The organism is Stenotrophomonas sp. 24(2023), from assembly GCF_030913365.1.
Classification (GTDB): domain Bacteria; phylum Pseudomonadota; class Gammaproteobacteria; order Xanthomonadales; family Xanthomonadaceae; genus Stenotrophomonas.
This window is the reverse complement of record NZ_CP133160.1, coordinates 2,777,820-2,800,753: the sequence shown is the minus strand read 5'-3', so window position 1 is coordinate 2,800,753 and position 22,934 is coordinate 2,777,820. Positions and strand designations below refer to the sequence as shown.

Below are 22,934 nucleotides of genomic sequence, written 5' to 3'. Positions count from 1 at the left end.
GCGGCAGGACAGGAACGGCCAATGGCGCGCCCGACAGGAATCGAACCTGTAACCGCCGGCTTAGAAGGCCGGTGCTCTATCCAGTTGAGCTACGGGCGCCCTGACCGGATGCTGCATCCAATCCGACATGGACGGTGGATGGATTTGGTCGGGGTAGAGGGATTCGAACCCCCGACATCCTGCTCCCAAAGCAGGCGCGCTACCAGACTGCGCTATACCCCGGTGGTAATCCTGTCGGGGACCAAGGCCCCGGCAGAGTCGGGCATTGTGGCCAGCGGCCTCCCCCCTGTCAATCTGAACCGGCGATACCTGCCGACCCGGCCACGGTGCCCTGCCTGCCATTGCGATATGCTGCCGCTATCGGCCGGATGGCCGTGGCCCCTCATCTGATCGCACGGAGATTTCGCATGCGCAGCGGCAACCCGGCTCTTTCCGAGTCGACCTTCCTGGACCTGGCCAGCGGCTCGGTGGTGTCACGCCCCGGCCAGGCCATGACCCTCAATGGCACCGTCAACAAGACCGGCATCCTGCTGCTGTTGACCGTGCTCACCGCAGCCTTTGCCTGGAACCAGACGGTAGACGCCTCCGGCCAGATGCTGCCGGGCGCCGGCCTGTACGCCATGGGCGGTGCGATCGGCGGCCTGGTGCTGGCCCTGGTGACCGTGTTCAAGAAGGAATGGTCGCCGGTCACCGCACCGATGTACGCGCTGGTGGAAGGCCTGTTCCTGGGCGCGATCTCGGCACTGTTCAACGCCAAGTTCCCCGGCATCGTGTTCCAGGCCGTGCTGCTGACCTTCGGCACGCTGTTCGCCCTGCTGTTCGCCTACCGCAGCGGCATCATCAAGGCCACCGAGAACTTCAAGCTGGGCGTGGTGGCGGCTACCGGCGGCATCGCCCTGCTCTACCTGGCGTCGTTCGTGCTGGGCTTCTTCAACATCGACGTGCCGGTGATCCACGAAGCCAGCTGGCTGGGCATCGCCTTCAGCCTGTTCGTGGTGGTGGTGGCCGCACTGAACCTGGTGCTGGATTTCGACTTCATCGAAACCGGCGTGGAACAGGGCGCGCCGAAGTACATGGAGTGGTATGGCGCATTCGGCCTGATGGTGACGCTGGTCTGGCTGTACGTGGAGTTCCTGCGCCTGCTGTCGAAGATCCAGCAGCGCTGACTCCATCAATGCCGTAAACGACAAAGGGCGCTCATCGGGCGCCCTTTTTCATGCCCCGCTGCCCCGGGCCAGCAACGGCGGCACCGAGGCTGCCAGCATCGCCAGGCCCGAAGCGGTCAGCAGCCCCAGCACGATCTGCCGGAAGCGCGCCTCGCTGATGCCGATGTACACCCGCGCGCCCAGCAGGGTGGGGACCAGCATCGCCGGCGCGACAATGGCGAAATACGGGAGCATCGGCGCAGTAACCATGCCACGCCCGACATAGGTGGCCAGGGTCACGGCCAGCATCGCAAGGTTGAAGTTCTGGATGACCGCGCGCTGCTCGTCCTTGCCGAACCCACGCAGCGTGCTCCACAGCGTCGGCACCGGCCCGGCGAACCCGCCGATGCCGCTGAGCATGCCGCCCGCCAGACCGGCCAGAGCATCGCCGAAGCGTCCGCCTGTGGTGATGGGAGGCAGCGACCGCGCCATCAGCATCAACGGGCACCAGATCGCCAGGAAGCTCCCCAGCAGCGCCTTGAACCACACCATGTCCAGCTGCGGCAGCACGGCCACCCCCAACGGGATGCCGGCCAGCCCGCCCAGCACGAACGGCAGCAGCGTGCGGAACTGGAAGCCACGGCGCACGGTGAACACCGCCAGCACCTGCCCGACCAGCGCACCGAACACCGACAACGCGGCCGCCAGCCGCGGGTCCAGCGTCCATGCCCAGAACGACATGGCGACCATCCCGAAGGCAAAACCGGACAACCCCTGCACGAAACCCGCCACCATCGCGCCCAGGGCCACCACCAGGTACACCACCATGCCTGCGTCCATCCACCTGTCCTGTTGCTGCGGCCCGGCTACGCCACCGTGTCCGGTTGCCCAGCGTAGTGCGCGGCCAGGTGTTCGACCAGCGCGCGCACTTTCGGTGCCAGTGCGCGTGCATGCGGGTACAGCGCGAAGTAACGGCGCTCACCGGCATGCCAGGCCGGCAGCACGCGGATCAGGCGGCCTGCGCGCAGGTCTTCGCGCACGGTCAGCGCGGTGAACACCGCAATGCCAACCCCGGCCAGGGTGGCCGCATGCAGGGCGGGGGTGGCATCCAGGCGCAACCGCTGGCCCACATCGGCACGGGCCTGGGCACCGCGCGGGCCATGCAGCAGCCAGGACGCATCGCCGCCGCCCGTGCGGAAGGCCAGCAGCACATGCGTGGAAAGATCGGCCACCTGCCGCGGCAGGCCGTGCCGGGCGATGTAACCCGGTGCCGCCACCAGGATGCGTTCGCAGCAGGCCAGCTCGCGCGCGACCAGTTGGCTGTCCGGCAGCGAAGGCGCGATGCGCAGGGCCAGGTCGAAGCCTCCCCCCACCACATCGACCAGCTGGTCATCGGCCGACAGATCCAGGGCCACCTGCGGGTAGCGGGCCAGGAAGCCGGGCAGCCAATGCGGCAGCTCCTGGCTGGCCACCACCTGCGGCACGCTCAGCCGCACGCTGCCGGCCGGCACTGCCTGGCCGGCACGGGCACGCGCATCGGCCGCTTCCAGGCGTTCGAGCAGGACCACGGCGTCGCGGTAGTAGCCGCGCCCGGCTTCGGTCAGGGACAGGCGGCGGCTGTTGCGGTCCAGCAGGCGCACCTGCAGATGGTCTTCCAGCTGCCGCAGCTGCCGCGACATCGCCGAATGGGTGGTGCCCAGATGCTCGGCCGCCGCCGTGAAGCTGCCGGCATCGACAATGGTGCGCAGCGCACGCAGGGCGGCGAAGTGGTCCATGGTAGTAGCGGCCCATTGCGATGGAACCGGCAGCGTAACAGCCGTGCAGCGTCTACCGCCCACAAACGCAACGGGGCGCCCGAAGGCGCCCCGCTGTGGAACCGACAGGCATCGCGCGGCCGCTTACAGGCGGCTGGCGATGGCCTTGGCGAATTCCATGGTGGTGCCGGTGCCGCCCAGGTCGCCGGTCAGCGAATCCTTGGCTTCCATCGTGGCGACGATGGCCTTGCGCAGGCGCTCGGCGTTCTGCGGCTGGCCGACGTGGTCCAGCATCTGCGCCGCTGCCAGCAGCAGCGCGCACGGATTGGCCTTGCCCTGCCCGGCGATGTCCGGCGCGGTGCCGTGCACGGCTTCGAAGATCGCCGCGTCCTTGCCGATGTTGGCACCCGGGGCCAGGCCCAGGCCGCCGACCAGGCCGGCGCACAGGTCGGAGATGATGTCGCCGAACAGGTTGGTGGTGACGATCACGTCGAACTGTTCCGGACGCATCACCAGCTGCATGCAGCAGTTGTCGACGATCATTTCCTGGAACTCGATGTCCGGGTACTGCGCGGCCACTTCACGGGCGACGTTCAGGAACAGGCCCGAAGTCGACTTGATGATGTTGGCCTTGTGCACGGCGGTGACCTTCTTGCGGCCGACGCTGCGGGCCAGCTCGAAGGCGTAGCGCACGATGCGCTCGGAGCCCTTGCGGGTGATGCGGGTACCGGAGAAAGCGGTCTCGCCGTCAGCCGACACTTCCTGGCCTTCGGCCAGGTAGGCACCTTCGGTGTTCTCACGGACGGTGATCAGGTCGACGTTGTCAAAGCGCGACTTGGTGTTCGGGAAGGTGTGCGCCGGGCGGACGTTGGCGTACAGGTCGAAGTGGCGGCGCAGGCTGACGTTGATCGAGGTGAAGCCACCACCGACCGGGGTGGTCAGCGGGCTCTTCAGGGCAACCTTGTTGCGCGCGATCGATTCCAGGGTGACGGCCGGCATCAGGTCGCCGTGCTTTTCCAGAGCCACCAGGCCGGCGTCGGCGTCTTCGTACTCCAGGCCGGCGTTGAGCTGGTCGAGCACGAACAGGGTGGCGTCCATGATCTCCGGGCCGATGCCGTCGCCGCGGATGACCGTGATTTTCTGCGTCATTGATCCAATTCCGAACAGGGGGGAATACGCCGTCCGGAGATGCCCGGAAACGCCGGCGCTAGGGAAGTTTCACCCGCAATTATGCCTGAGCCGGGGCCGAGGTCCCAAATAGACCATGGTCCGAGTGCCCGGCCCAGGCAGAATTGCCCGCGCACTCCTCCTCTCCCCCCGCCTGTCGGCGCGCCCCTGCAAACCGCTAGGCGGTTTGCCCGCGCATTCCCCCTCTCCCCCCGCCTGTCGGCGCGCCCCTTCAACAGAAGGGGCTCTACTCCAGAGGGTCGGCTGGGGGCTGGGGGGCTCTGGTGGGTGCCGACCTTGGTCGACACCGGCCTGGGCGGCCGACCAGGGCCGCCCACTCCCGGCCGGTGCGCGGTGGCTCAGTGCTCGTGCGCTTCGGGGGCGGGGGCGCCGCCTTCGAGCTGGTCCAGGAAATCGACCGCGCGGCGCAGGTGCGGGATCACGATGGAGCCACCGACCACCAGGCCGACCGAGAAGGTCTCGAAGAACTCCTCGCGGGTCACGCCGGCGTCCTTGCACTGGGCCACGTGGTAGCTGATGCAGTCATCGCAGCGCAGCACCATCGAGGCCACCAGACCCAGCAGTTCCTTGGTCTTCACGTCCAGCGCGCCGGCCTGGTAGGTCTGCGTGTCCAGCGCGAAGAAGCGGCGCACCACCTGGTTCGGCTCGCCCAGGATGCGCTCGTTCATGCGCTTGCGGAACTCGGTGAACTCGGCGATGCGGTCCTTGCTGCCCTGGTCGTCGGCGCTCATGCCTGGCCCTGCCCGGCCAGCAGCGGCTCCAGCTTGCCTTCACGGTGCAGGGCCATCATGTCGTCATAGCCGCCGACATGGACCTCGCCCACGAAGATCTGCGGCACACTGGTACGGCGGGTCAGCGCCACCATCTTCTCGCGCTCGGCCGGGTCCAGGTCGATGCGGACCTCGGTCCACTGCTGGCCCTTGCTCTTGAGGAAGTTCTTGGCGGCCACGCAGTACGGGCAGACGGCGGTGGAATAGAGGGTGATGGCGGGTGCACCGCCGGCGGTCTGGGCTGTCACGGGAAACTCCACGGTGGATCGACGGTCTCTATATGGTACCGGTGCGCTGGAATTTCCACGCCACGCCCGCAACACTGTGGATTAACGATTGGTTGCCCCCTGCCCTGCCACGCTTGGCAGGCCCCGCCCGAGGACATCCTGCTTGCGAGCCCTGCTGCTGTCTACCGCCGTCACCCTGGCCCTGGCCGCGCCGCTGGCCATGGCACAGGAAAAACTGCCGGACATCGGTTCCTCGGCCGGCGAGCTGCTGACCCCGGCCCGCCAGGCCGAGTACGGGGCGATGATGCTGCGCGAACTGCGCAACTACGGCTACCTGCTGGACGACCCGCTGGTGAACGAGTGGCTGCAGACCATGGGCACCCGGCTGGGTGCCAACAGTGCCCAGCCCCGCCAGCCCTACACCTTCTTCATGATGCGCGACCGCCAGATCAACGCCTTCGCCACGCTGGGCGGCTACATCGGCGTCAACGCGGGCCTGGTGCTCACCGCCGAGCGCGAGGACGAAGTGGCCGCGGTGCTGTCCCATGAAATCGCCCACGTCACCCAGCAGCACGTGCTGCGCGGCGTCGAGCGGGCACAGCGCGACCAGATCCCGATCCTGCTGGGCATGCTGGCCGCCGTGGTGGCCGCACAGCAGTCCGGCGGCAATTCTTCCGGCAATGCCACCATGGCGGCGATCACCTCCGGCATGGGGCTGATGCAGCAGCGGCAGATCAACTACACCCGCTCCAATGAATCCGAAGCCGACCGGCTGGGCATCCGCACCCTGGCCCGCAGCGGCTACGACGTGGATGCGATGGCCGGCTTCTTCGAGCGCATGTCCAGTGCGATGCGGGGCAACGAGGGCGGCTACAGCGTGCCGGAGTTCCTGCGCACCCACCCGGTCAACACCACCCGCATCAGCGAGGCCAAGGCGCGTGCGGACCAGATGAAGAAGGACACGGTGCTGTTGACCACCGAAGTCCCCGGCGGCGTGCGCCAGGAACGGGTCAACCCCAGTGATCCATCACTGGCCGAACCGCTGCTGCGGGGCGGCAATCCGCTGCTGCCCAGCACGGTACTGAGCCTGCCGCTGGGCCAGCTCAGCCGCGGCAGCAGCGGGCAGTTCGAATGGGCGCGCGAACGCCTGCGCGTGCTCAGTGCCGGCACGCCGGCGGAACTGGACCGCGAGTACGCCGACCTGGGCCGCCGCCAGAAGGCCGGCCTGACCGCCCCGCAGCGCTACGGCCAGGCCCTGGCGAAGATGACCACCGGCACCGCCGGTGCCAACGAGGCCCTGCGGACACTGGCCACGTTGAACGATGCCGATCCGGACAACCTGTGGGTGGCGCTGGCGCTGGGCGAGGCCGAATCCCGGGCCGGCCACCCGGCCCAGGCCAACGCGCGCTTTGAACGCCTGCTGCGTGAGCATCCCGGCAGCCGGCCCGTGGCGCTGACCTATGCGGAAATGCTCAACGAACAGGGCGGACGTGACGCTGGGCAGCGCGCCCAGGCCATGCTGCGACCCCTGCTGTCGCAAAGCAGTAACGATCCGGTCTTCCAGCAGCGCTACGCCCGGGCCAGCGAACTGGCCGGCGATTCGGTGCGGGCCAGCGAGGCCTATGCCGAGGCCGCCTTCCTCACCGGCCGCCCGGAACAGGCCCTGCTGCAGCTGCAGGCGCTGAAGAACAACCCCGGGCTGGATTACGTGGGCCGGGCGCGCGTGGATGCGCGCATCGAGGCCATTACCCCCACCGTGCTGGAACTGCGCCGGCAAGGCGTGCAGGACCCGGAACTGGACCGACGCTGACCGGCAGATGACCGGCCGATGGCAGCCTCCATACGCTTCCGGCGCCCACGTCACAAACCTGTCATCAAACCGTAGTCTACTGGCACCACTCCAGTAACCGAGCCCTACGGTGTCCCTGTGCAGAAACGCATCCTGATCGTCGATGACGAGCCCGCGATCCGCGAAATGGTCGCCTTCGCGCTCCGCAAGGGCGACTATGAACCCGTTCATGCCGGCGACGCCCGCGAAGCGCAGACCGCGATCGCCGACCGTGTTCCGGACCTGATCCTGCTGGACTGGATGCTGCCCGGTACCAGCGGCCTGGACCTGGCGCGCCGCTGGCGCAAGGAAACCCTGACCCGCGAAGTGCCGATCATCATGCTGACCGCACGCGGCGAGGAAAACGACCGCGTCGGCGGCCTGGAAGCCGGCGTGGATGACTACGTGGTCAAGCCGTTCTCCGCACGCGAACTGCTGGCCCGCATCCGCGCGGTGATGCGCCGTGCCCGCGAAGACGATGAGGATGGCAGCGTGGCCGTCGGCCCGATCCGCATCGACGGTGCCGCCCACCGCGTGTTCGCCAGCGACCAGCCGGTGCCGATCGGCCCCACCGAATACCGCCTGCTGCACTTCTTCATGACCCACCCCGAGCGCGTGTACACCCGCGCCCAGCTGCTGGACCATGTGTGGGGCGGCAGCGTGTACGTGGAAGAACGCACCATCGACGTGCACATCCGCCGCCTGCGCAAGACGCTTGAACCGTTCGCCGCGGAGAACATGGTGCAGACCGTGCGTGGTGCCGGCTACCGCTTCTCCACTGCCACCTGAGCCTCGTCGTGCCGGTGCCGCGCCCTGGCGGGTGCCGGCGCCGGCAACTCTGCTATAACCCTTGGTTCCTGCCTGCGAACCACCGCTCCCCATCGACGAGACCGCAATGCCGCGCCACATCCGTTCCGCCTGGTTGAAGACCCTGGCCACTGTTGCCACGGTAGTGCTGTTGGCCGGCGTCATCGGAATGATCACCGGGCAGGTGTGGTTATGCGTGGCACTGGCGGCGGTGGGGGTACTGGCCTGGCATTACTGGCGCCTGCGCAGCGTGCTGCGCCGGCTGACCGCCCGCCAGCGCTGGGAGACCGCACGCGGTACCGGCGTGTGGAACGAGCTGGACCGCCTGCTGTACCGCAACCAGGTGGAAATGCGCGTGCGCAAGCGCCGCCTGCTGGACATGCTGCGCAGCTACCGCGCCGCCGCCGCGGCACTGCCCGATGCGATCGTGGTGCTGGACCGCAACAGCCAGCGCGTGCAGTGGTTCAATGAAGCGGCCACCGCGCTGCTCGGCCTGCACCATCCCGGCGATCTGGGCTCGGCGCTGGTCGAGCGCCTGCAGCCGATGCCGCTGGCGCACTGGCTGGCCGGCGGCCGCAACGCCGAACCGATCCTGGACGTGCCCTCCCCGGTCGATCCGGCGATCCGCCTGAACCTGCGCCTGATTCCCTACTCGTCCGACTACTGGCTGCTGATCGCCCGCGATGTCAGCAAGCTGCTGCGCCTGGAACAGGTGCGTCGTGACTTCGTCGCCAACGTATCGCACGAACTGCGCACACCGCTGACGGTGGTGCATGGCTACCTGGACATGATGGACCCGGAGGATTTTCCGGGTACCGGCCCGATGCTGGAGGAAATGCGCAAGCAGAGCCAGCGCATGGCCCAGCTGGTGGAAGACCTGCTGACGCTGTCGCGGCTGGAATCGCAGGAGCACAGCGAAGAGGAAACCGTGGCCATGCAGCCGATGCTGGCCACCCTGCGCCGCGAAGCCGAAGCGCACAGCCAGGGGCGCCACCAGATCAGCGTGGACGACCTGGCCGGGGTGGACCTGCAGGGCTCGACCAAGGAACTGCACAGCGCGTTTTCCAACCTGGTCACCAATGCCGTGCGCTATACGCCGGCCGGTGGCCGGATCACGGTGGAGTTCCGCTGCGAAGGCGACGGCGTGGTGCTTGCGGTGCGCGATACCGGCTACGGTATCCCCGCCAACCACCTGCCGCGCCTGACCGAACGTTTCTACCGCGTCTCCAGCAGCCGCTCGCGTGAAAGCGGCGGCACCGGCCTGGGCCTGTCCATCGTCAAGCACATCCTCAGCCTGCACCATGCGCGGCTGGAGATCGAAAGCGAGGTCGGCAAGGGTTCGGTGTTCGCCTGCCATTTCGATGGCGACCACGTGCGCGTGCGCGAGGCCGCCCCCCTGACTTCCGCCGAAGAATGACCCCATGAGCAGCCTTGGATCCGTCCCCGTCCCCGTGAGCCCGGAAACCGATCCACTGCGTGATCCGGCGCTGTACATCAACCGCGAACTGTCCCAGCTGGATTTCAACTTCCGCGTGCTGGCCCAGGCGATGGACCCGCAGGTACCGCTGCTGGAGCGCCTGCGCTTCATGTGCATTTCCTGCACCAACCTGGACGAGTTCTTCGAGATCCGCGCCGCTGCCGTGCGCCATGCGCAGGAGTTCGGGCTGCCACCGGCCCCGGACGGCATGGGGCCGCAGGCGATCCTCGCCGCCATCCACGAACGTGCTGCCGAACTGGTGGACCAGCAGTACCGCTGCTGGAACCAGACGCTGCGCCCGGCGCTGATGGACGCCGGCATCGGCGTGCTCGGCCGTGATTCGTGGAATGCCCGCCAGAAGCGCTGGCTGCGCGCCTATTTCCGCAACGAGATCATGCCGGTGCTGTCGCCGCTGGGCCTGGACCCGGCGCATCCGTTCCCGAAGATCCTCAACAAATCGCTGAACATCGTGGTGGTGCTCAAGGGCACCGATGCGTTCGGCCGTGCCGGCCACCTGGCCATCGTGCGCGCGCCGCGCTCGCTGCCCCGCATCATCCAGCTGCCCGAATCGCTGGGGGGCCCGCAGAACTTCGTGTTCCTGTCCTCGGTGCTGTCCACCTTCGTCGGCGAACTGTTCCCCGGCATGGAAGTCCAGGGGGCCTACCAGTTCCGCGTCACCCGCAATTCGGAACTGGTGGTGGACGAGGAGGAAGTGGAAAACCTGGCGCTGGCACTGCGTGATGAACTGGTGGACCGCGGCTACCGCCCCGCGGTCCGGCTGGAGATCGCCCATGACATGCCGCGCGAGATCCTGCGCACGCTGCTGCAGAACTTCGGCCTGACCGAAAACGCGGTGTACCGCATCGATGGCCCGGTCAACCTCAACCGCATCATCCAGCTGTACGACCTGATCGCGCAGCCGGACCTGAAGTACCCGCCGATGAACCCGCGCACCCTGCGCGACAGCGACGGCATCTTCGAGATCGCCGCCCGCCAGGACCTGCTGCTGCACCACCCCTTCGACGCCTTCACCGCCGTGCTGGACCTGATCAAGCAGGCCGCCGTGGACCCGCACGTGCTGGCGATCAAGCAGACCCTGTACCGCACGGGCAAGGATTCGCTGATCGTCGATGCGCTGATCCAGGCCGCGCGCAACGGCAAGGACGTGACGGTGGTGGTGGAGCTGCGCGCGCGCTTCGATGAGGAAGCCAACCTGGGCCTGGCCGACCGCCTGCAGGAAGCCGGCGTGCAGGTGGTGTATGGCGTGGTGGGCTACAAGACCCACGCCAAGATGCTGCTGATCGTGCGCCGCGAAGGCCGCAAGCTGCGCCGTTACGTGCACCTGGGCACCGGCAATTACCACAGCGGCACTGCCCGCGCGTACACCGACCTGAGCCTGATCACCGCCGATGCGGACATCGGCAACGATGTGCACCTGCTGTTCCAGCAGCTGTCGGGCCTGGCCTCGAAGATGAAGCTCAAGCGCCTGCTGCAGTCGCCCTTCACCCTGCACACCGGCATCCTGGCCCGCATCGAACGCGAGACGGCCATCGCCGCCGCCGGCCGGCCGGGCCGCATCATCGCCAAGATGAATGCCCTCAACGAGCCGCAGGTGGTGCGCGCGCTGTATGCCGCCTCGCAGGCCGGCGTGCAGATCGACCTGATCATCCGCGGCGCCTGCACGCTGCGCCCGGGCGTGCCCGGGGTGTCGGACACCATCCGCGTGCGCTCGATCGTCGGCCGCTTCCTGGAACACAGCCGCGTGTACTGGTTCGGCAACGACGGCGCGCCGGAACTGTACTGCGCCAGCGCCGACTGGCTGGAACGCAATCTGCTGCGCCGGGTGGAAACCTGCTTCCCGATCCTGGACCCGTCGCTGGCCAAGCGCGTGTACCGCGAGGTGCTGCAGAACTACCTGGACGACAACCTCAACGCCTGGGAGCTGGACGCCGAGGGCGTGTACCACAAGCGTGCCCCCGCCCGCGATGAAGCGCCGCATTCGGCACAGATGGCGTTGATGCAGGGGCTCTGACCCGGTAGGGGCCGATCTTGGTCGGCACGTTGGGATTCATCCACGCATGGCGTGGATCTACCGTGTCGACCAAGGCCGACACCTACCAGAACAGCCGCGTGAGCCTGTCGAAGGCGGGGTGGGTACGCCGGACCCACCCCGCCATCCCACGGGTAGCCCGCTTTTGCCGTTGCCGTTGCTTCGGCAGGTGCAGGGCGCAGCCCTGCCGCACTCCCCTCTTCCCTGATGTGAAGGCCGCGCGGTGACGCCGCGACCCGGCCTTCGGCTAACATTCGCCCATGCCGCACACCACCACACCGCCCGCATTGCAGGATGGCGACCTGCTGGCCGCCATCGATCTTGGCTCCAACAGCTTCCACATGGTCATCGCCCGCTACACCCTGGGCCAGTTGCGGGTGGTGGACCGCCTGCGGGAAACCGTGCGCATGGCCGATGGACTGGACGGCAAGGGTGGGCTGTCGGCTGCCGCACGGCAGCGCGCGCTGGAATGCCTGGCCCGCTTCGGCCAGCGCCTGCGCGGCATTCCCGGCTACCGGGTACGCGCCCTGGCCACCAACACCGTGCGCCAGCTGCGCTCGCCGCAGTCGTTCCTGGTGCCCGCGGAAACCGCGCTGGGCCATGCCATCGAAGTGGTCAGCGGCCGTGAAGAGGCGCGCCTGATCTACCTGGGCGTGGCCCATGCACAGCCCCCCAAGCCCGGGCAGCGGCGGCTGGTGATCGACATCGGCGGCGGCTCCACCGAATTCATCATCGGCATGGGCATGCAGACCCTGGAACGGGAAAGCCTGCAGGCCGGCTGCATCGCCAGCACGCGCCGCTTCTTCCCCGGCGGCAAGCTCAGCCGCAAGCGCTGGAAGGATGCGCTGGCCGAGATCGGCCGCGAGTTCCAGCCCTTCGCCAACAAGTACCGCGCCCTGGGCTGGCAGGAAGCGCTGGGATCGTCAGGCACGCACAAGGCCATCAGCGAAATCTGCGCGACCATGAAGCTGAGCAAGGGCGCGATCACCGCGCAGGCCCTGCCGGTCCTGCGCGATGAACTGCTCAAGGCCAAGAAGATCGACGATATCGTGCTGCCCGGCCTGTCCAGCGAACGGCGGCCGATCATCGCCGGCGGCATCCTGGTGCTGGAAGCCGCGTTCCAGGCCCTGGGCCTGGAAAAACTGCTGGTCAGCAAGGCCGCCATGCGCGAAGGCATCCTGTACGACATCCTCGGCCGCGCCGCCGAGAACGACCTGCGTGATGAATCGGTGGCGGCCCTGTGCCAGCGCTACGGTATCGACCTGGTGCAGTCCGCGCGGGTGCACGACACTGCGCTGCTGCTGCTGGAACAGGTCCAGGAGGCGTGGCAGCTGGATGCCGACGATACCCGCATGCTGGGCTGGGCCGCGCGCCTGCACGAACTGGGGCTGATGATCGCCCACAGCGGCTACCACGTGCACGGCAGCTATGTGCTGGAAAATTCGGACATCGCCGGTTTCTCGCGGCAGGAGCAGCAGATGCTGGCGGCGCTGGTGCGTACCCACCGCCGCAATGTGCCCAAGACGGCCTTCGACGCCCTTCCCGAACGCCTGCTGCTGCCGGCCCGGCGGCTGGCCACCCTGCTGCGCCTGGCGGTGCTGCTCAACCGCGCGCATGAAGATGCGCCGCTGCCGGCACTGGAACTGACCGCCGATGACACGCGCCTGTCATTGATCGTGCCGCAGGCCTTCATCGACGCACGGCCGCTGCTGCGTGCGGACCTGATCGGCGAGACCGAAGGCATGGCCGGGCTGGGCATCCAGTTCCGGCCCTTCGTGGCCTGACCCGGGCGTGCCCCGCGCAGGGGCCGCCGGCCGGCGCAGGCGGCGTCATCCCGCCGCCACAAACCGGTCATAACCACTACATCGCGGGGCCCGAGCATGCCGTAAAACCGGAGGCCCGCCATGCGCTACGCCATCGTCACCGAGACCTACCCGCCGGAAGTGAACGGCGTGGCCCTGACCGTGCAGGGCCTGGAACAGGGCCTGCGTGCGGCCGGCCATGACGTGGACCTGGTACGCCCACGCCAGGCCGGCGAAGCGCTGGAGGGCGTGCCCGGTACGCTGCTGGTGCCCGGTGCGGCCCTGCCCCGCTACCCCGGCCTGCGCTTCGGCCTGCCCGCACCGATCCGCCTGGGCCGGCACTGGCAGCAGCAGCGCCCGGATGCGCTGTACATCGCCACCGAAGGCCCGCTGGGCTGGTCGGCGCTGCGTACCGCGCGCCGGCTGGGCATCCCGGTGGCCACCGGCTTCCACACCCGCTTTGACGAGTACCTGCCCGACTACGGCGTGGCCTGGCTGCAGGCTGCGGCCATGCGCTGGATGCGCCGCTTCCACAACCAGGCCGATGCGACCCTGGTGCCCACCCGCGAACTGCAGCAGTTTTTGACCCAGCAGGGGTTCGAGCGCGTGCGCCTGCTGGCCCGCGCCGTGGACAGCCAGCAGTTCGAGCCCAGCCGTCGCGACCCCGTGCTGCGGGAAGAATGGGGTATCGACGGCAACGGTCTGGCAGCGATCTACGTCGGCCGGATCGCGGCCGAAAAGAACCTGGGTCTGGCCGTGAAGGCCTTCCGGCGGCTGCAGCAGCTGCGGCCGAAGGCGCGCTTCGTGTTCGTCGGCGATGGCCCGGCGCGCGAGAAGCTGGCCCACGACAATCCTGACTTCATTTTCTGTGGCATCCAGCGCGGCGATGCACTGGCCCGCCATTTCGCCAGCGGCGACCTGTTCCTGTTCTCCAGCCGCAGCGAAACCTTCGGCAACGTGACGCTGGAAAGCATGGCCAGCGGTGTGGCCACGATCGCCTTCGACTATGGTGCCGCCCGCGAATACCTGCGCAGCGGCGACAACGGCATGGCCGTGGAGACCGACGAACAGTTCGTCGAAGCGGCGGTGCAGCTGGCCACCGATGACGACCTGCGCCGCCGTCTGGCAGGCAGCGCGGCAACGGCGATGAAACGCCTGCACCCACAGCAGGTGGTGGCCGAATTCGATGCATTGCTGGCCGAACTGGCCCTGGCACGGAGGACCGGACATGCGCACCACGCCGCTTGAACTGCTGGCCGGGCGTGAAGCACGCCTGTGCCGCCGCGCCAACCACTACTGCCGGCGGCGTCCCATCCGACGCGGGTTTTCCATCATCAGCCGGCTGGGCGATGGCGTGTTCTGGTATGCCCTGATGGGCGCGCTGGTGCTGGCCGATGGCTTCGATGGCCTGCGGGCGTCGCTGCACATGGCCGCCACCGGGCTGGCCGCACTGCTGCTGTACAAGGGGCTCAAGCGCTGGACCCGGCGCCCCCGCCCCTACAAGGCCGACCTGCGCATCCGCGCCTGGGTGGCCCCGCTGGACGAGTTCAGCTTCCCCTCCGGGCACACCCTGCATGCGGTGTCCTTCACCATTGTCGCGCTGGCCTACTACCCGTTGCTGGCGCCGCTGCTGGTGCCCTTCACCCTGGGCGTGGCCGCCTCGCGCGTGGTACTGGGCCTGCACTACCCCAGCGACGTGCTGGCCGCTACCGGCATCGCCGTGCTGCTGGCATCGGCCAGCCTGGCCTGGCTGCCGCTGCCGGTCTGATGCGCCTGCGCCGCCGGGCATGACCTGGCGCTGCCGGACACCGGGCCCGACCGCCCCGTCACCCTCACCCGGTGGAGCGATGCCCTAGAATGCCAGCATGACCACGCTGTTCATTTCCGACCTGCACCTGGACCCCAGCCGTCCGGCCATCACAGACCTGTTCATCGACTTCCTGCGCCGCGAGGCGCCGTCGGCCGATGCGCTGTACATCCTGGGCGATCTGTTCGAAGCCTGGATCGGCGACGACACGCCGTCAGCCGCCGCCGATGCGGTGGCCGAGGCCCTCAAGGCCGTCAGCGATGGCGGTGTGCCCGTGTACTTCATCCGCGGCAACCGCGACTTCCTGCTGGGCGAGGACTATGCGCGCCGCGCCGGCATGCGCATCCTGCCCGACCCCAGCGTGATCGACCTGTATGGCACGCCGGTGCTGCTGCAGCACGGCGACCTGTTGTGCACCGATGACATCCCTTACCAGCAGTTCCGCGCCCAGACCCGCGATCCGGCGTTCCAGGCGCAGTTCCTGTCGCAGCCGCTGGCTGCACGCATCGCCTTCGCACAGAAGGCACGCGAAGCCAGCCAGTCGCGCCAGTCGGAAATGAAGCAGGGCGATCGCGCCCAGTTCGAAACCGTCACCGACGTGGCCCCGGCCGACGTCGAAGCGACCTTCGTGCGCCACGGCGTGGACACCATGATCCACGGCCACACCCACCGCCCGGCCATCCACAGCCTGCAGGCCGGTGGCCGCCCCTGTACCCGCATCGTGCTGGGCGACTGGTACGAGCAGGGCTCGGTACTGCGCGTCACCGCGCAGGGCTGGTCGCTGGACAGCCTGCCGCAGGGGTGAATTCTGCGTAACGCAACCTGCCCCATGGCCGCCTGGCGGCGGCCATGGAACAGTCCTGCGATCAACGGAACGCGGCGATCGTGTGCTTGGTGTTGACCAGCACGCGCTGGTTGTCGGCCGTGCTGGCGTTGCCCATCGGGATGCCGTTGTAGCTGATGTTGGGGTTGGACCAGTAGTTCAACCGCGGGCAGCTGCGGGTGCAGTTGTAGGCCATGATGGTGCGCCAGCCGGTACCGGTGGCTGGCTCGTAGCGGTAGCCATGGCCATAGGGATACGGCGAGGTGCTCGAGTCGGTGGCGATATCGTGCCGCGCGCTCTGCAGGTGGCCGATCTCATGGGCGAAGGAGTAGTAGCCGGTCGCGCAGTCCCAGTACACGGCCGCGAAGGCCGTCGCCGCGGTGGAACCGATGCCCGAGGCCAGGCCGCAGTAGCTGGAATTGTTGATCAGCAGCACGCCCACGTCGGCCGCCGTGGTGTTGCGGCTGGTGTGGATGCTGTCCATGAAGCCATCGCTGGTGTTGCGGAACCGGGTCAGGTCGGTGGTGAAATTGCCCGACTCGGTATAGCTGGTGGTTTCATAGCCGGCCAGTTGCAGGGTCAGGCCCACGTTGCTGTTGGTGTAGCCCTGGTTGGACTCAGCCACCGCCAGCTGCACCAGCGACTGCATGTTGCCGCCATAGGCGGCCACGGCGGCATTGGTGGCCACCACCAGCACGCGGATGGTCGCCGGGGTCCCCGACGATGCCTGCGCAATGCCGATGGCGTCGCTGGCCGGCATGTCGATGCGCGGCAGCTGGTTGTAGTCGGCCGGATGGTCGGCGGGCATGCGCGACTCGTCCACTTCCACCAGTACATGGCGGTCGCCCAGCGGGCGAAGCCGGTACAGCTTGCCGTCCTTGCGGATGGAACCGGTGAGGGTATCGCCGGCGCGGACCAGGATGACCGAATTGCCCGGATCATTGGCACCGGGCCGGTCCAGCCGCGCATCGGCCCCGCCACGCAGCTGGCCGTACCAGATGCTGCCACCGTCGGGCAGTGCTTCGCTGCGCGTGCGCAGCGCCTGTACCGGAGTGCCGAGCAGTTCGAACTCCAGGCGCGGCTGCGCCACTGCCGCCGCATCCACGCGCACCTCCTGCACGGTCGCACTGGAAGGCGTTGACAGCAGCCGCGTCAGCGCAGGCTCGCTGACCGCCGCCGCACGGCTGACCACGGTCACCGGTTCGAACAGCGGCGCGGCACCGGCCACGCTCGCCAGGGACATTCCCAACAGCACCCCACACACGCTGTAACCCGTAAATCTGGACATCGTTGATCGCTCCATGAAAGAGGGAACCGCGGTTGATGCACACTGCCCGCTGCCGGGCCCGGCCATATGGCCTGCACCCACGCTGTGAATTCAATAGAGGAAACGAATGAGAATCAGGAACTGTGATCGATCTCATTTACCTTCACGTGTACTACCGGTGTCGGCCTCACCTGGCATGCACACAGGCTCGACATCACGTCCACGCCGCGTTCCGCGCTAACGTAGGCGCGCGATGACCCGGGGGCACAGCATGGCGGCAGCGGACACAGGGAAGGCAGCAGGCGGGGAAAGGACGCCCGACGGTACGCTTTGCATCGGCCTGTTCTTCGACGGCACCCGCAACAATGCACACAACCTGGCATTGCCCGGCCCCGCCGATGCCCCCCGGCCACGGCCGCCGATGCTGCGCGCGGACGATGACTCCACCTACCAGAGCCGCCTGACCAGCAGCCGTGACAACGGCCTGACCAACCTGGCACGGCTGCAGTCGCTGTATCCGGACAGCCGGATCGGATGGAACGGTGCACCGTCCCTGTCGATCTATGTGGAAGGCGTCGGCACGCGCGATGGCGCCGATGACGACCTGATCGGACTGGCCTTCGGTGTAGGCAGCACCGGTGTGCGGGCCAAGGTCGAGCGCGGCCTGCACGCGCTGCTGCCTGCGGCCCTGCGCGCCCTGGCCGCACGCGGGCCGATGCCGCTGCAGGCGGTCCAGCTGGATGTGTTCGGCTATTCCCGCGGCGGTGCTGCCGCGCGTGATGCCGCCCACCAGCTGCAGGGCTGGACGGGCGCGCAGTGGAAGGCGCTGCTGGCCGGGGCCGGGCTGGCTCTGGATGCGGCCTTCGCACCGGCCACGCCGGTGGTGCGCTTCATCGGGCTGTTCGACACCGTGGTGGCGGTCAGCGGGGGGCGCGCGGACGAGCAGCCGCGCATCGCCCTGCCCAGCGGCGTGGCCGGCAAGGTGCTGCAGCTGGTCGCCCGCGATGAGCACCGCGAGCATTTCGCCCTGACCTCGGTTGCCCCCGAACACGAGCAGATCGCCCTGCCCGGCGTGCACGCCAACATCGGTGGCGGCTATGACCAGACCGTGGAAGGCCCGAAGCTGCTCACCCGACCCGTACGCGCCGCGCTGCGCTCGCCGGGCATCGCCGACTACAGCGTGCCCCCCTGGTCGCTGCTGCAGGCCAGTGCCCCCTATGCCAGCGCGCAGGCCGAAGCGCTGCGCTGGCGCGAACAGCTTGGATTGGGCGAGCAGGAAGTGTGGGTGGACGCCTGGCACCAGTGGCAGCAGCAGCGCAGGGCCGGCAGCCGCAGCGTGCAGATGGCACCGGTGCTGCATGTGTCAGCCGCCGTGGTGCTGAAGCGCCAGATCGACTGGCGCTACCAGTTCATCGCACTGCAGTTGATGCAGCAACGCGCGGCCGCCGCCGGCGTGCACTGGACCGGCGACGCGGCCGCGGTTCCGGAATGGGCCCTGCCCGCCGCACTGCAGCCGATCGCGCGCCGCCTGCTGGCCGGCCAGCCGCTCACCAGCCCCCAGGAGGCGCTGCTGCGGCGCCGTTACCTGATGCAGTCGGCACACTGGAACTTCGATGCGCTGGGTGACACGGCACTGGCCTATGCCGCCGATGCGGGTGTCCGCGAACTGCCCTACCGGCCGGGGCCGGGCCTGTTCTATGTCAATCGCCCCACCGTGGATGGCAGGCGGGTGGTGCTGCCGAACGGGTGATGTCCATCCACGCAGGACGTGGCGCTGCTGCCGCCACCGGTAGATCCACGCCATGCGTGGATGCGGACCTGCCGGCGCCGGTCAGCCGGCCTGCTCGACCAGGTTGGCCAGTTCGTCCATGTCGAAGCCTGCCAGCAGGCGTGCTTCCAGGTTGAACGGTCCATGCAGGTAGCCGCCGGCATATTCAGCCAGCAGTGCCTTGAAGCGCGCGCGGGGCTCGACCCCGGCACGTTCGCAGTACCAGCGGTACCAGCGCGAGCCGGCCGCCACGTGCGCCACTTCCTCGCGCAGGATGACCTCCAGCACGTCGGCGGTTTCGTCATCGCCGCAACCACGCAGCTTGTCGATCAGGCCCGGGGTCACGTCCAGGCCCCGCGCTTCCAGCACGCGCGGCACCAGCGCCATGCGCGCCAGGCCATCGTGCGCGGTCTTCTCGCACATTTCCCACAGGCCGTTGTGGGCGGGGAAATCCGCATAGTCATGGCCGTGCGCGAGCAGCCGCTGGCGCAGCATCAGGAAGTGCCGCGATTCGTCATCGGCACAGCTGACCCAGTCGGCCAGGAACGCCGCCGGCAGGCCGCGGAAACGGTAGACCGCATCCCAGGCCAGGTCGATGGCATTGAGTTCGATATGGGCGATGGCATGGATGAAACCCGCCCGCCCGGCCACACTGCCCAGCTTGCGCCGCGGCACCTCGCGCGGGTGTACCAGCTGCAGCTGCGGCGGCCGCCCCGGCATGCGGATCGGCTCAGCCGGCGGCGCATCGGCTGGCACCTTCAGGCGACCGGCGCGGAACGCCGCGGCGTAGGCCTGGGTCAGCGCGACCTTGCGCAGCGGATCGGCCTCGGCCAGGCACTGCTGCGCGGCGCGCAGCAGGTCCCCGCCGACATCCGGCACGGCTTCCACCACCGCCGTGCCCTCAGGCGCGGCGCTTGTGCTTGGCATCGTCCGAACGCAGCTGCTGGATGCGCTCGAAGTACCCCGGCTCGATGCCGGTCGGGTAATGGCCGTTGAAGCAGGACGAATCGAAGTGCTGCAGCGCCGGGTTGCCCTCGCGCACCGCCGCTTCCATGTCCTCGATGTCCTGGTAGATCAGCCAGTCGCAGCCCAGGTGGGCTTCGATCTCTTCGACGCTGCGGTTGTGCGCGACCAGTTCCTCGGCCGCCGGCATGTCGATGCCATAGATGTTCGGATAGCGCACCGGCGGCGCGGCGCTGGCCAGGTAGACCTTGCGCGCGCCCGCATCACGGGCCATCTGCACGATCTGCTGGCTGGTGGTGCCGCGCACGATCGAGTCGTCCACCAGCAGCACCACGCGGTTGCGGAACTCCAGGTGGATCGGGTTGAGCTTGCGGCGCACCGACTTCACCCGCTCCCCCTGCCCCGGCATGATGAAGGTACGGCCGATGTAGCGGTTCTTGATGAAGCCTTCGCGGTATTTCACGCCCAGCACGTTGGAGATTTCCAGCGCGGCATCGCGCGAGGTGTCCGGGATCGGAATGATGGTGTCGATGTCGTGGTCCGGGCGCAGGCGCAGGATCTTCTCGCCCAGCTTGATGCCCATGCGCATGCGCGCCTTGTGCACCGACACGTTGTCGATCATCGAATCCGGGCGCGCGAAGTACACGTACTCGAAGATGCACGGGGTGTGCTCGGCCGGCTCGGCACAGATTTCCGAGAACAGCTCGCCGCGCGCGGTGATGACCAGTGCCTCGCCCGGCTGCACGTCGCGCACGCGCTGGAAGCCCAGCACGTCCAGTGCGGACGATTCGGAGGCGACGATGTACTCATCGCCTTCGGCGTGGCTGCGCTTGCCCAGCACCAGCGGGCGGATGCCATGCGGATCGCGGAAGGCCACCAGGCCCAGGCCCAGCACCACGCTGACCACCGCGTAGCCGCCCTTGCAGCGGCGGTGCACGTGCGAGACCGCACGGATGGCCGCTTCCGGCGTCAGCTGGCGCTGCGCATCCAGTTCAAAGGCGAACACGTTCAGCAGCACTTCGCTGTCCGAATCGGTGTTGATGTTGCGCCGGTCCTGCTCGAACACCTGCTGGCGCAGGGTTTCGGTGTTGATCAGGTTGCCGTTGTGGGCCAGCGCGATGCCGTACGGCGAATTGACATAGAACGGCTGTGCCTCGTCCATGCCTTCCGAACCGGCGGTCGGGTAACGCACATGGGCGATGCCGACCCGGCCTTCCAGCGTGGACATGGTGCGCGCATCGAACACGTCGCGGACCAGGCCGGTGGCCTTCTGCACGCGCAACCGGGTGCCATCGGCGGTGGCGATGCCGGCCGCGTCCTGCCCACGATGCTGGAGGACGGTCAAACCGTCATAGAGCTGCCCGGCGACGTTCTGGTTGCCGACGATTCCGACGATGCCACACATGATGCGAGGTCTCCGCTGGGCGTGCGCCCATCTACAGGGAAGAGGGCCGTGCCTGGCCGGGGGTGCCACTCCGTTCCGGAGCCGGCTGCGCCGGACGCTCCGGCGCCGGCTCGATGTTGCTGGGCAGTGGGGACGCCGCACCGGGCTCCTGCGCCGCGGACCGCAGCCATCTGCCGCCCGCCACTACCGTACTGAGGACGCCATTATCGCCTGTCGCCGCCGGCTTGCCCAACTCCTGCATCGCAGATGGGGCATTTTCGTCCAAGGGCAAGGGCAACGCCTGCGGCAGCAGGCCATCCAGCGGCACCGCCTGCGGCAGCACGCCTTCCAGGTGCGGCAACTGGGCCTGCATCCAGCCCACGGCGGGCTGCAGCAGCGGCCGCAGCTGGGACTGCTGCCAGGCCGGCTCGCCCGGCAACGCGGTGTACCCGCCCAGCACCAGCAGCACGCAGGCGATGAACACCCCGCGCACCAGGCCCAGCGCCCCGCCCAGCAGGCGGTCCACGCCTCCCAGCAGGGCCAGCTTGGCCAGCGCCTTGAGCAGCAGGCCGAGCAGGCTGACCGCCACCAGCACCAGCACGAACACGCCCAGGTAACCGGCCAGGTAATGCCCGCTGCCGGGCAGCTCCGGTGCCGCCCAGGCCCGTGCGGCCGGTTCGCCGAAGGTGAGCGCCGCCCAGCCGGCCACCAGCCAGGCCAGCAGCCCGACAACGGTACCGATGAAGCCGCGGAAGAAGCCGAACAGCACGGACGTGCCGATCAGCACACCCAGCACGAGATCGATCACGCGCCCCGCTCCATCCTGCCGCAGCGGCGCGCGGGCGCCATCACGGGTGCGGGCGCACCATGCCGGCGACGCCGACCTTGCCCGCCACCTGTGCCTTCAGCTGCTCGGCCTCGGCACGGGTCGCCACCGGCCCGACACGGACGCGGTGCAGCGTGCCCTTTTCGGTGCGGACCTGTTCGACGAAGGCACTGAAACCGGCGCCACGAACCTTGTCGCGCAGGGCATCGGCGTCGCTGGCCTGGCCAAAGGCGCCCAGCTGCACGGCAAAGCCGGTGCCACTGGCGGCCGGGGCGGCCGGGGCGGTGGCCGGCTTGGCCTCCGGTTTCGTTTCCGGCTTGGCGGCCGGCTTGGGCGCTTCGGGCTTCGGGTCGGGCTTGGCCGCCGGCTTCGGCGCTTCGGGCTTGGGCTCCGGCTTGCTGGCCGGGGTCACGGTCGGCAGCGCTTCGCTGTGCACCGGGTTGGCGACGGCGGCCGCGGCGGTTGACGACGCGGCCGCCGCGGGGGCAGCCGGTGCCGCATCCAGGGTGATGACTTCGGCCTTCACGTCGGCGCGCACCTTCACCGCCTGCAGGCGCGCGGCCTCGGCCTGGGCGCGGTCGGCATAGGGGCCGACGCGCACGCGCCATGCCGGGCGGCCGTTGATGGTGGCCGTTTCGGTGAAGCCCGGCAGCTGCGAGCGCTTCAGGTAGGCGATGACCGCATCGGCGTCGGCCTGGCTGCCGTAGGCGCCAAAGGTGACCGCGTAGTTGCCGGCAGCCACCGCCGGCGAGGTATCCACGGTCGGCGGCGTGGCCGGCGCGGTTTCCTTGATCGGGGCGGCCTGCCCGCTCTGCAGGCCGGTGGCCCCACCCGCCGGAGCGAGCAGCGGCAGTTCACGGGTTTCGAAGTCGCCCTCGGACGGCGCCTGCGGGGCCTTGATCGGCACGCTGGCGACACCGCTGTCCGGGGCAGGCCCCTTGACCAGCATGGGCAGGAAGATCACGGCCAATGCCACCAGGACGATGGCACCAATCAGACGCTGTTTCAGAGGGGTATCCACGTGAGGCAGGCGGCAGGCTGGAGATGC

General features: G+C 68.6%; 20 protein-coding genes and 2 tRNA genes. 10 read left to right on the top strand and 12 right to left on the bottom strand.

Annotated features, from left to right (window positions below):
- Window positions 1-22: 22 nt before the first annotated feature.
- A tRNA-Arg gene (locus tag Q9R17_RS12485) sits at window positions 23-99 on the bottom strand.
- A 46-nt stretch (window positions 100-145) separates the two neighbouring features.
- Window positions 146-222 (bottom strand) — tRNA-Pro (locus Q9R17_RS12480).
- 185 nt (window positions 223-407) lie between these two features.
- Between Q9R17_RS12480 and Q9R17_RS12475 the strand changes: the two genes are divergently transcribed.
- Window positions 408-1,166 (top strand): Bax inhibitor-1/YccA family protein, encoded by a 759-nt coding sequence (locus tag Q9R17_RS12475; protein ID WP_308154939.1) that lies wholly within the window; start codon window positions 408-410, stop codon window positions 1,164-1,166.
- Window positions 1,167-1,214: 48 nt separating this feature from the next.
- Here the strand turns inward: Q9R17_RS12475 and Q9R17_RS12470 are convergent, their stop codons facing one another.
- From Q9R17_RS12470 to grxC, 5 genes are all read right to left on the bottom strand, one after another.
- Window positions 1,215-1,985 carry a sulfite exporter TauE/SafE family protein gene (locus Q9R17_RS12470; RefSeq protein WP_308154938.1) on the bottom strand — a complete coding sequence of 257 codons (771 nt, stop codon included), beginning with the start codon at window positions 1,983-1,985 and terminating at the stop codon, window positions 1,215-1,217.
- Window positions 1,986-2,011: 26 nt separating this feature from the next.
- On the bottom strand, window positions 2,012-2,920 hold the full coding sequence (locus Q9R17_RS12465) for a LysR family transcriptional regulator (RefSeq protein ID WP_308154937.1): 909 nt from the start codon (window positions 2,918-2,920) through the stop codon (window positions 2,012-2,014).
- Between the two features lie 123 nt (window positions 2,921-3,043).
- Window positions 3,044-4,048 carry an isocitrate dehydrogenase gene (locus Q9R17_RS12460; RefSeq protein ID WP_308154936.1) on the bottom strand — a complete coding sequence of 335 codons (1,005 nt, stop codon included), beginning with the start codon at window positions 4,046-4,048 and terminating at the stop codon, window positions 3,044-3,046.
- Between the two features lie 377 nt (window positions 4,049-4,425).
- Window positions 4,426-4,818 (bottom strand): carboxymuconolactone decarboxylase family protein, encoded by a 393-nt coding sequence (locus Q9R17_RS12455; RefSeq protein ID WP_308154935.1) that lies wholly within the window; start codon window positions 4,816-4,818, stop codon window positions 4,426-4,428.
- Window positions 4,815-5,105, bottom strand: coding sequence for a glutaredoxin 3 (gene grxC, locus Q9R17_RS12450; RefSeq protein WP_308154934.1), 291 nt, complete (start codon window positions 5,103-5,105; stop codon window positions 4,815-4,817). The genes Q9R17_RS12455 and grxC overlap by 4 nt, the downstream gene beginning before the upstream one ends.
- 142 nt (window positions 5,106-5,247) lie before the next feature.
- Between grxC and Q9R17_RS12445 the strand changes: the two genes are divergently transcribed.
- From Q9R17_RS12445 to lpxH, 8 genes are all read left to right on the top strand, one after another.
- Window positions 5,248-6,894 carry a M48 family metalloprotease gene (locus Q9R17_RS12445; RefSeq protein ID WP_308154933.1) on the top strand — a complete coding sequence of 549 codons (1,647 nt, stop codon included), beginning with the start codon at window positions 5,248-5,250 and terminating at the stop codon, window positions 6,892-6,894.
- A 117-nt stretch (window positions 6,895-7,011) separates the two neighbouring features.
- The gene (gene phoB, locus Q9R17_RS12440; RefSeq protein WP_308154932.1) at window positions 7,012-7,701 is read left to right on the top strand and encodes a phosphate regulon transcriptional regulator PhoB; all 690 of its coding nucleotides are present in this window, start codon (window positions 7,012-7,014) and stop codon (window positions 7,699-7,701) included.
- 106 nt (window positions 7,702-7,807) lie between these two features.
- Window positions 7,808-9,136 (top strand): phosphate regulon sensor histidine kinase PhoR, encoded by a 1,329-nt coding sequence (gene phoR, locus Q9R17_RS12435; RefSeq protein ID WP_308154931.1) that lies wholly within the window; start codon window positions 7,808-7,810, stop codon window positions 9,134-9,136.
- 4 nt (window positions 9,137-9,140) lie between these two features.
- Entirely contained in the window at window positions 9,141-11,228 is a 2,088-nt protein-coding gene (gene ppk1, locus Q9R17_RS12430; protein ID WP_308154930.1) for a polyphosphate kinase 1, read from the top strand.
- A gap of 278 nt (window positions 11,229-11,506) precedes the next feature.
- On the top strand, window positions 11,507-13,030 hold the full coding sequence (gene ppx, locus Q9R17_RS12425) for an exopolyphosphatase (RefSeq protein WP_308154929.1): 1,524 nt from the start codon (window positions 11,507-11,509) through the stop codon (window positions 13,028-13,030).
- 120 nt (window positions 13,031-13,150) lie between these two features.
- On the top strand, window positions 13,151-14,296 hold the full coding sequence (locus Q9R17_RS12420) for a glycosyltransferase family 1 protein (RefSeq protein WP_308154928.1): 1,146 nt from the start codon (window positions 13,151-13,153) through the stop codon (window positions 14,294-14,296).
- Entirely contained in the window at window positions 14,277-14,816 is a 540-nt protein-coding gene (locus tag Q9R17_RS12415) for a phosphatase PAP2 family protein (RefSeq protein WP_308154927.1), read from the top strand. The genes Q9R17_RS12420 and Q9R17_RS12415 overlap by 20 nt, the downstream gene beginning before the upstream one ends.
- A gap of 97 nt (window positions 14,817-14,913) precedes the next feature.
- Entirely contained in the window at window positions 14,914-15,660 is a 747-nt protein-coding gene (lpxH, locus tag Q9R17_RS12410) for a UDP-2,3-diacylglucosamine diphosphatase (protein ID WP_308154926.1), read from the top strand.
- A gap of 61 nt (window positions 15,661-15,721) precedes the next feature.
- Here lpxH and Q9R17_RS12405 read toward each other — a convergent pair whose 3' ends face one another.
- Complete coding sequence (locus Q9R17_RS12405; protein ID WP_308154925.1) at window positions 15,722-16,966, bottom strand: M12 family metallo-peptidase; 1,245 nt, start codon at window positions 16,964-16,966, stop codon at window positions 15,722-15,724.
- A gap of 250 nt (window positions 16,967-17,216) precedes the next feature.
- On the opposite strand from Q9R17_RS12405, the gene Q9R17_RS12400 reads away from it, so the two are divergent.
- Complete coding sequence (locus Q9R17_RS12400; RefSeq protein WP_308154924.1) at window positions 17,217-18,695, top strand: DUF2235 domain-containing protein; 1,479 nt, start codon at window positions 17,217-17,219, stop codon at window positions 18,693-18,695.
- Window positions 18,696-18,776: 81 nt separating this feature from the next.
- On the opposite strand, the gene Q9R17_RS12395 is transcribed toward Q9R17_RS12400, so the two are convergent.
- The 4 genes from Q9R17_RS12395 to Q9R17_RS12380 are packed head-to-tail and all read right to left on the bottom strand — an operon-like array spanning window position 18,777 to window position 22,907.
- Window positions 18,777-19,601, bottom strand: a complete 825-nt coding sequence (locus Q9R17_RS12395) for a ferritin-like domain-containing protein (RefSeq protein ID WP_308158338.1) — start codon at window positions 19,599-19,601, stop codon at window positions 18,777-18,779.
- Window positions 19,602-19,614: 13 nt separating this feature from the next.
- Window positions 19,615-21,081, bottom strand: a complete 1,467-nt coding sequence (purF, locus tag Q9R17_RS12390; RefSeq protein ID WP_308154923.1) for an amidophosphoribosyltransferase — start codon at window positions 21,079-21,081, stop codon at window positions 19,615-19,617.
- 31 nt (window positions 21,082-21,112) lie between these two features.
- Window positions 21,113-21,868, bottom strand: coding sequence for a CvpA family protein (locus Q9R17_RS12385; protein ID WP_308154922.1), 756 nt, complete (start codon window positions 21,866-21,868; stop codon window positions 21,113-21,115).
- A 40-nt stretch (window positions 21,869-21,908) separates the two neighbouring features.
- Complete coding sequence (locus tag Q9R17_RS12380; protein WP_308154921.1) at window positions 21,909-22,907, bottom strand: SPOR domain-containing protein; 999 nt, start codon at window positions 22,905-22,907, stop codon at window positions 21,909-21,911.
- Between the last annotated feature and the right edge of the window lie 27 nt (window positions 22,908-22,934).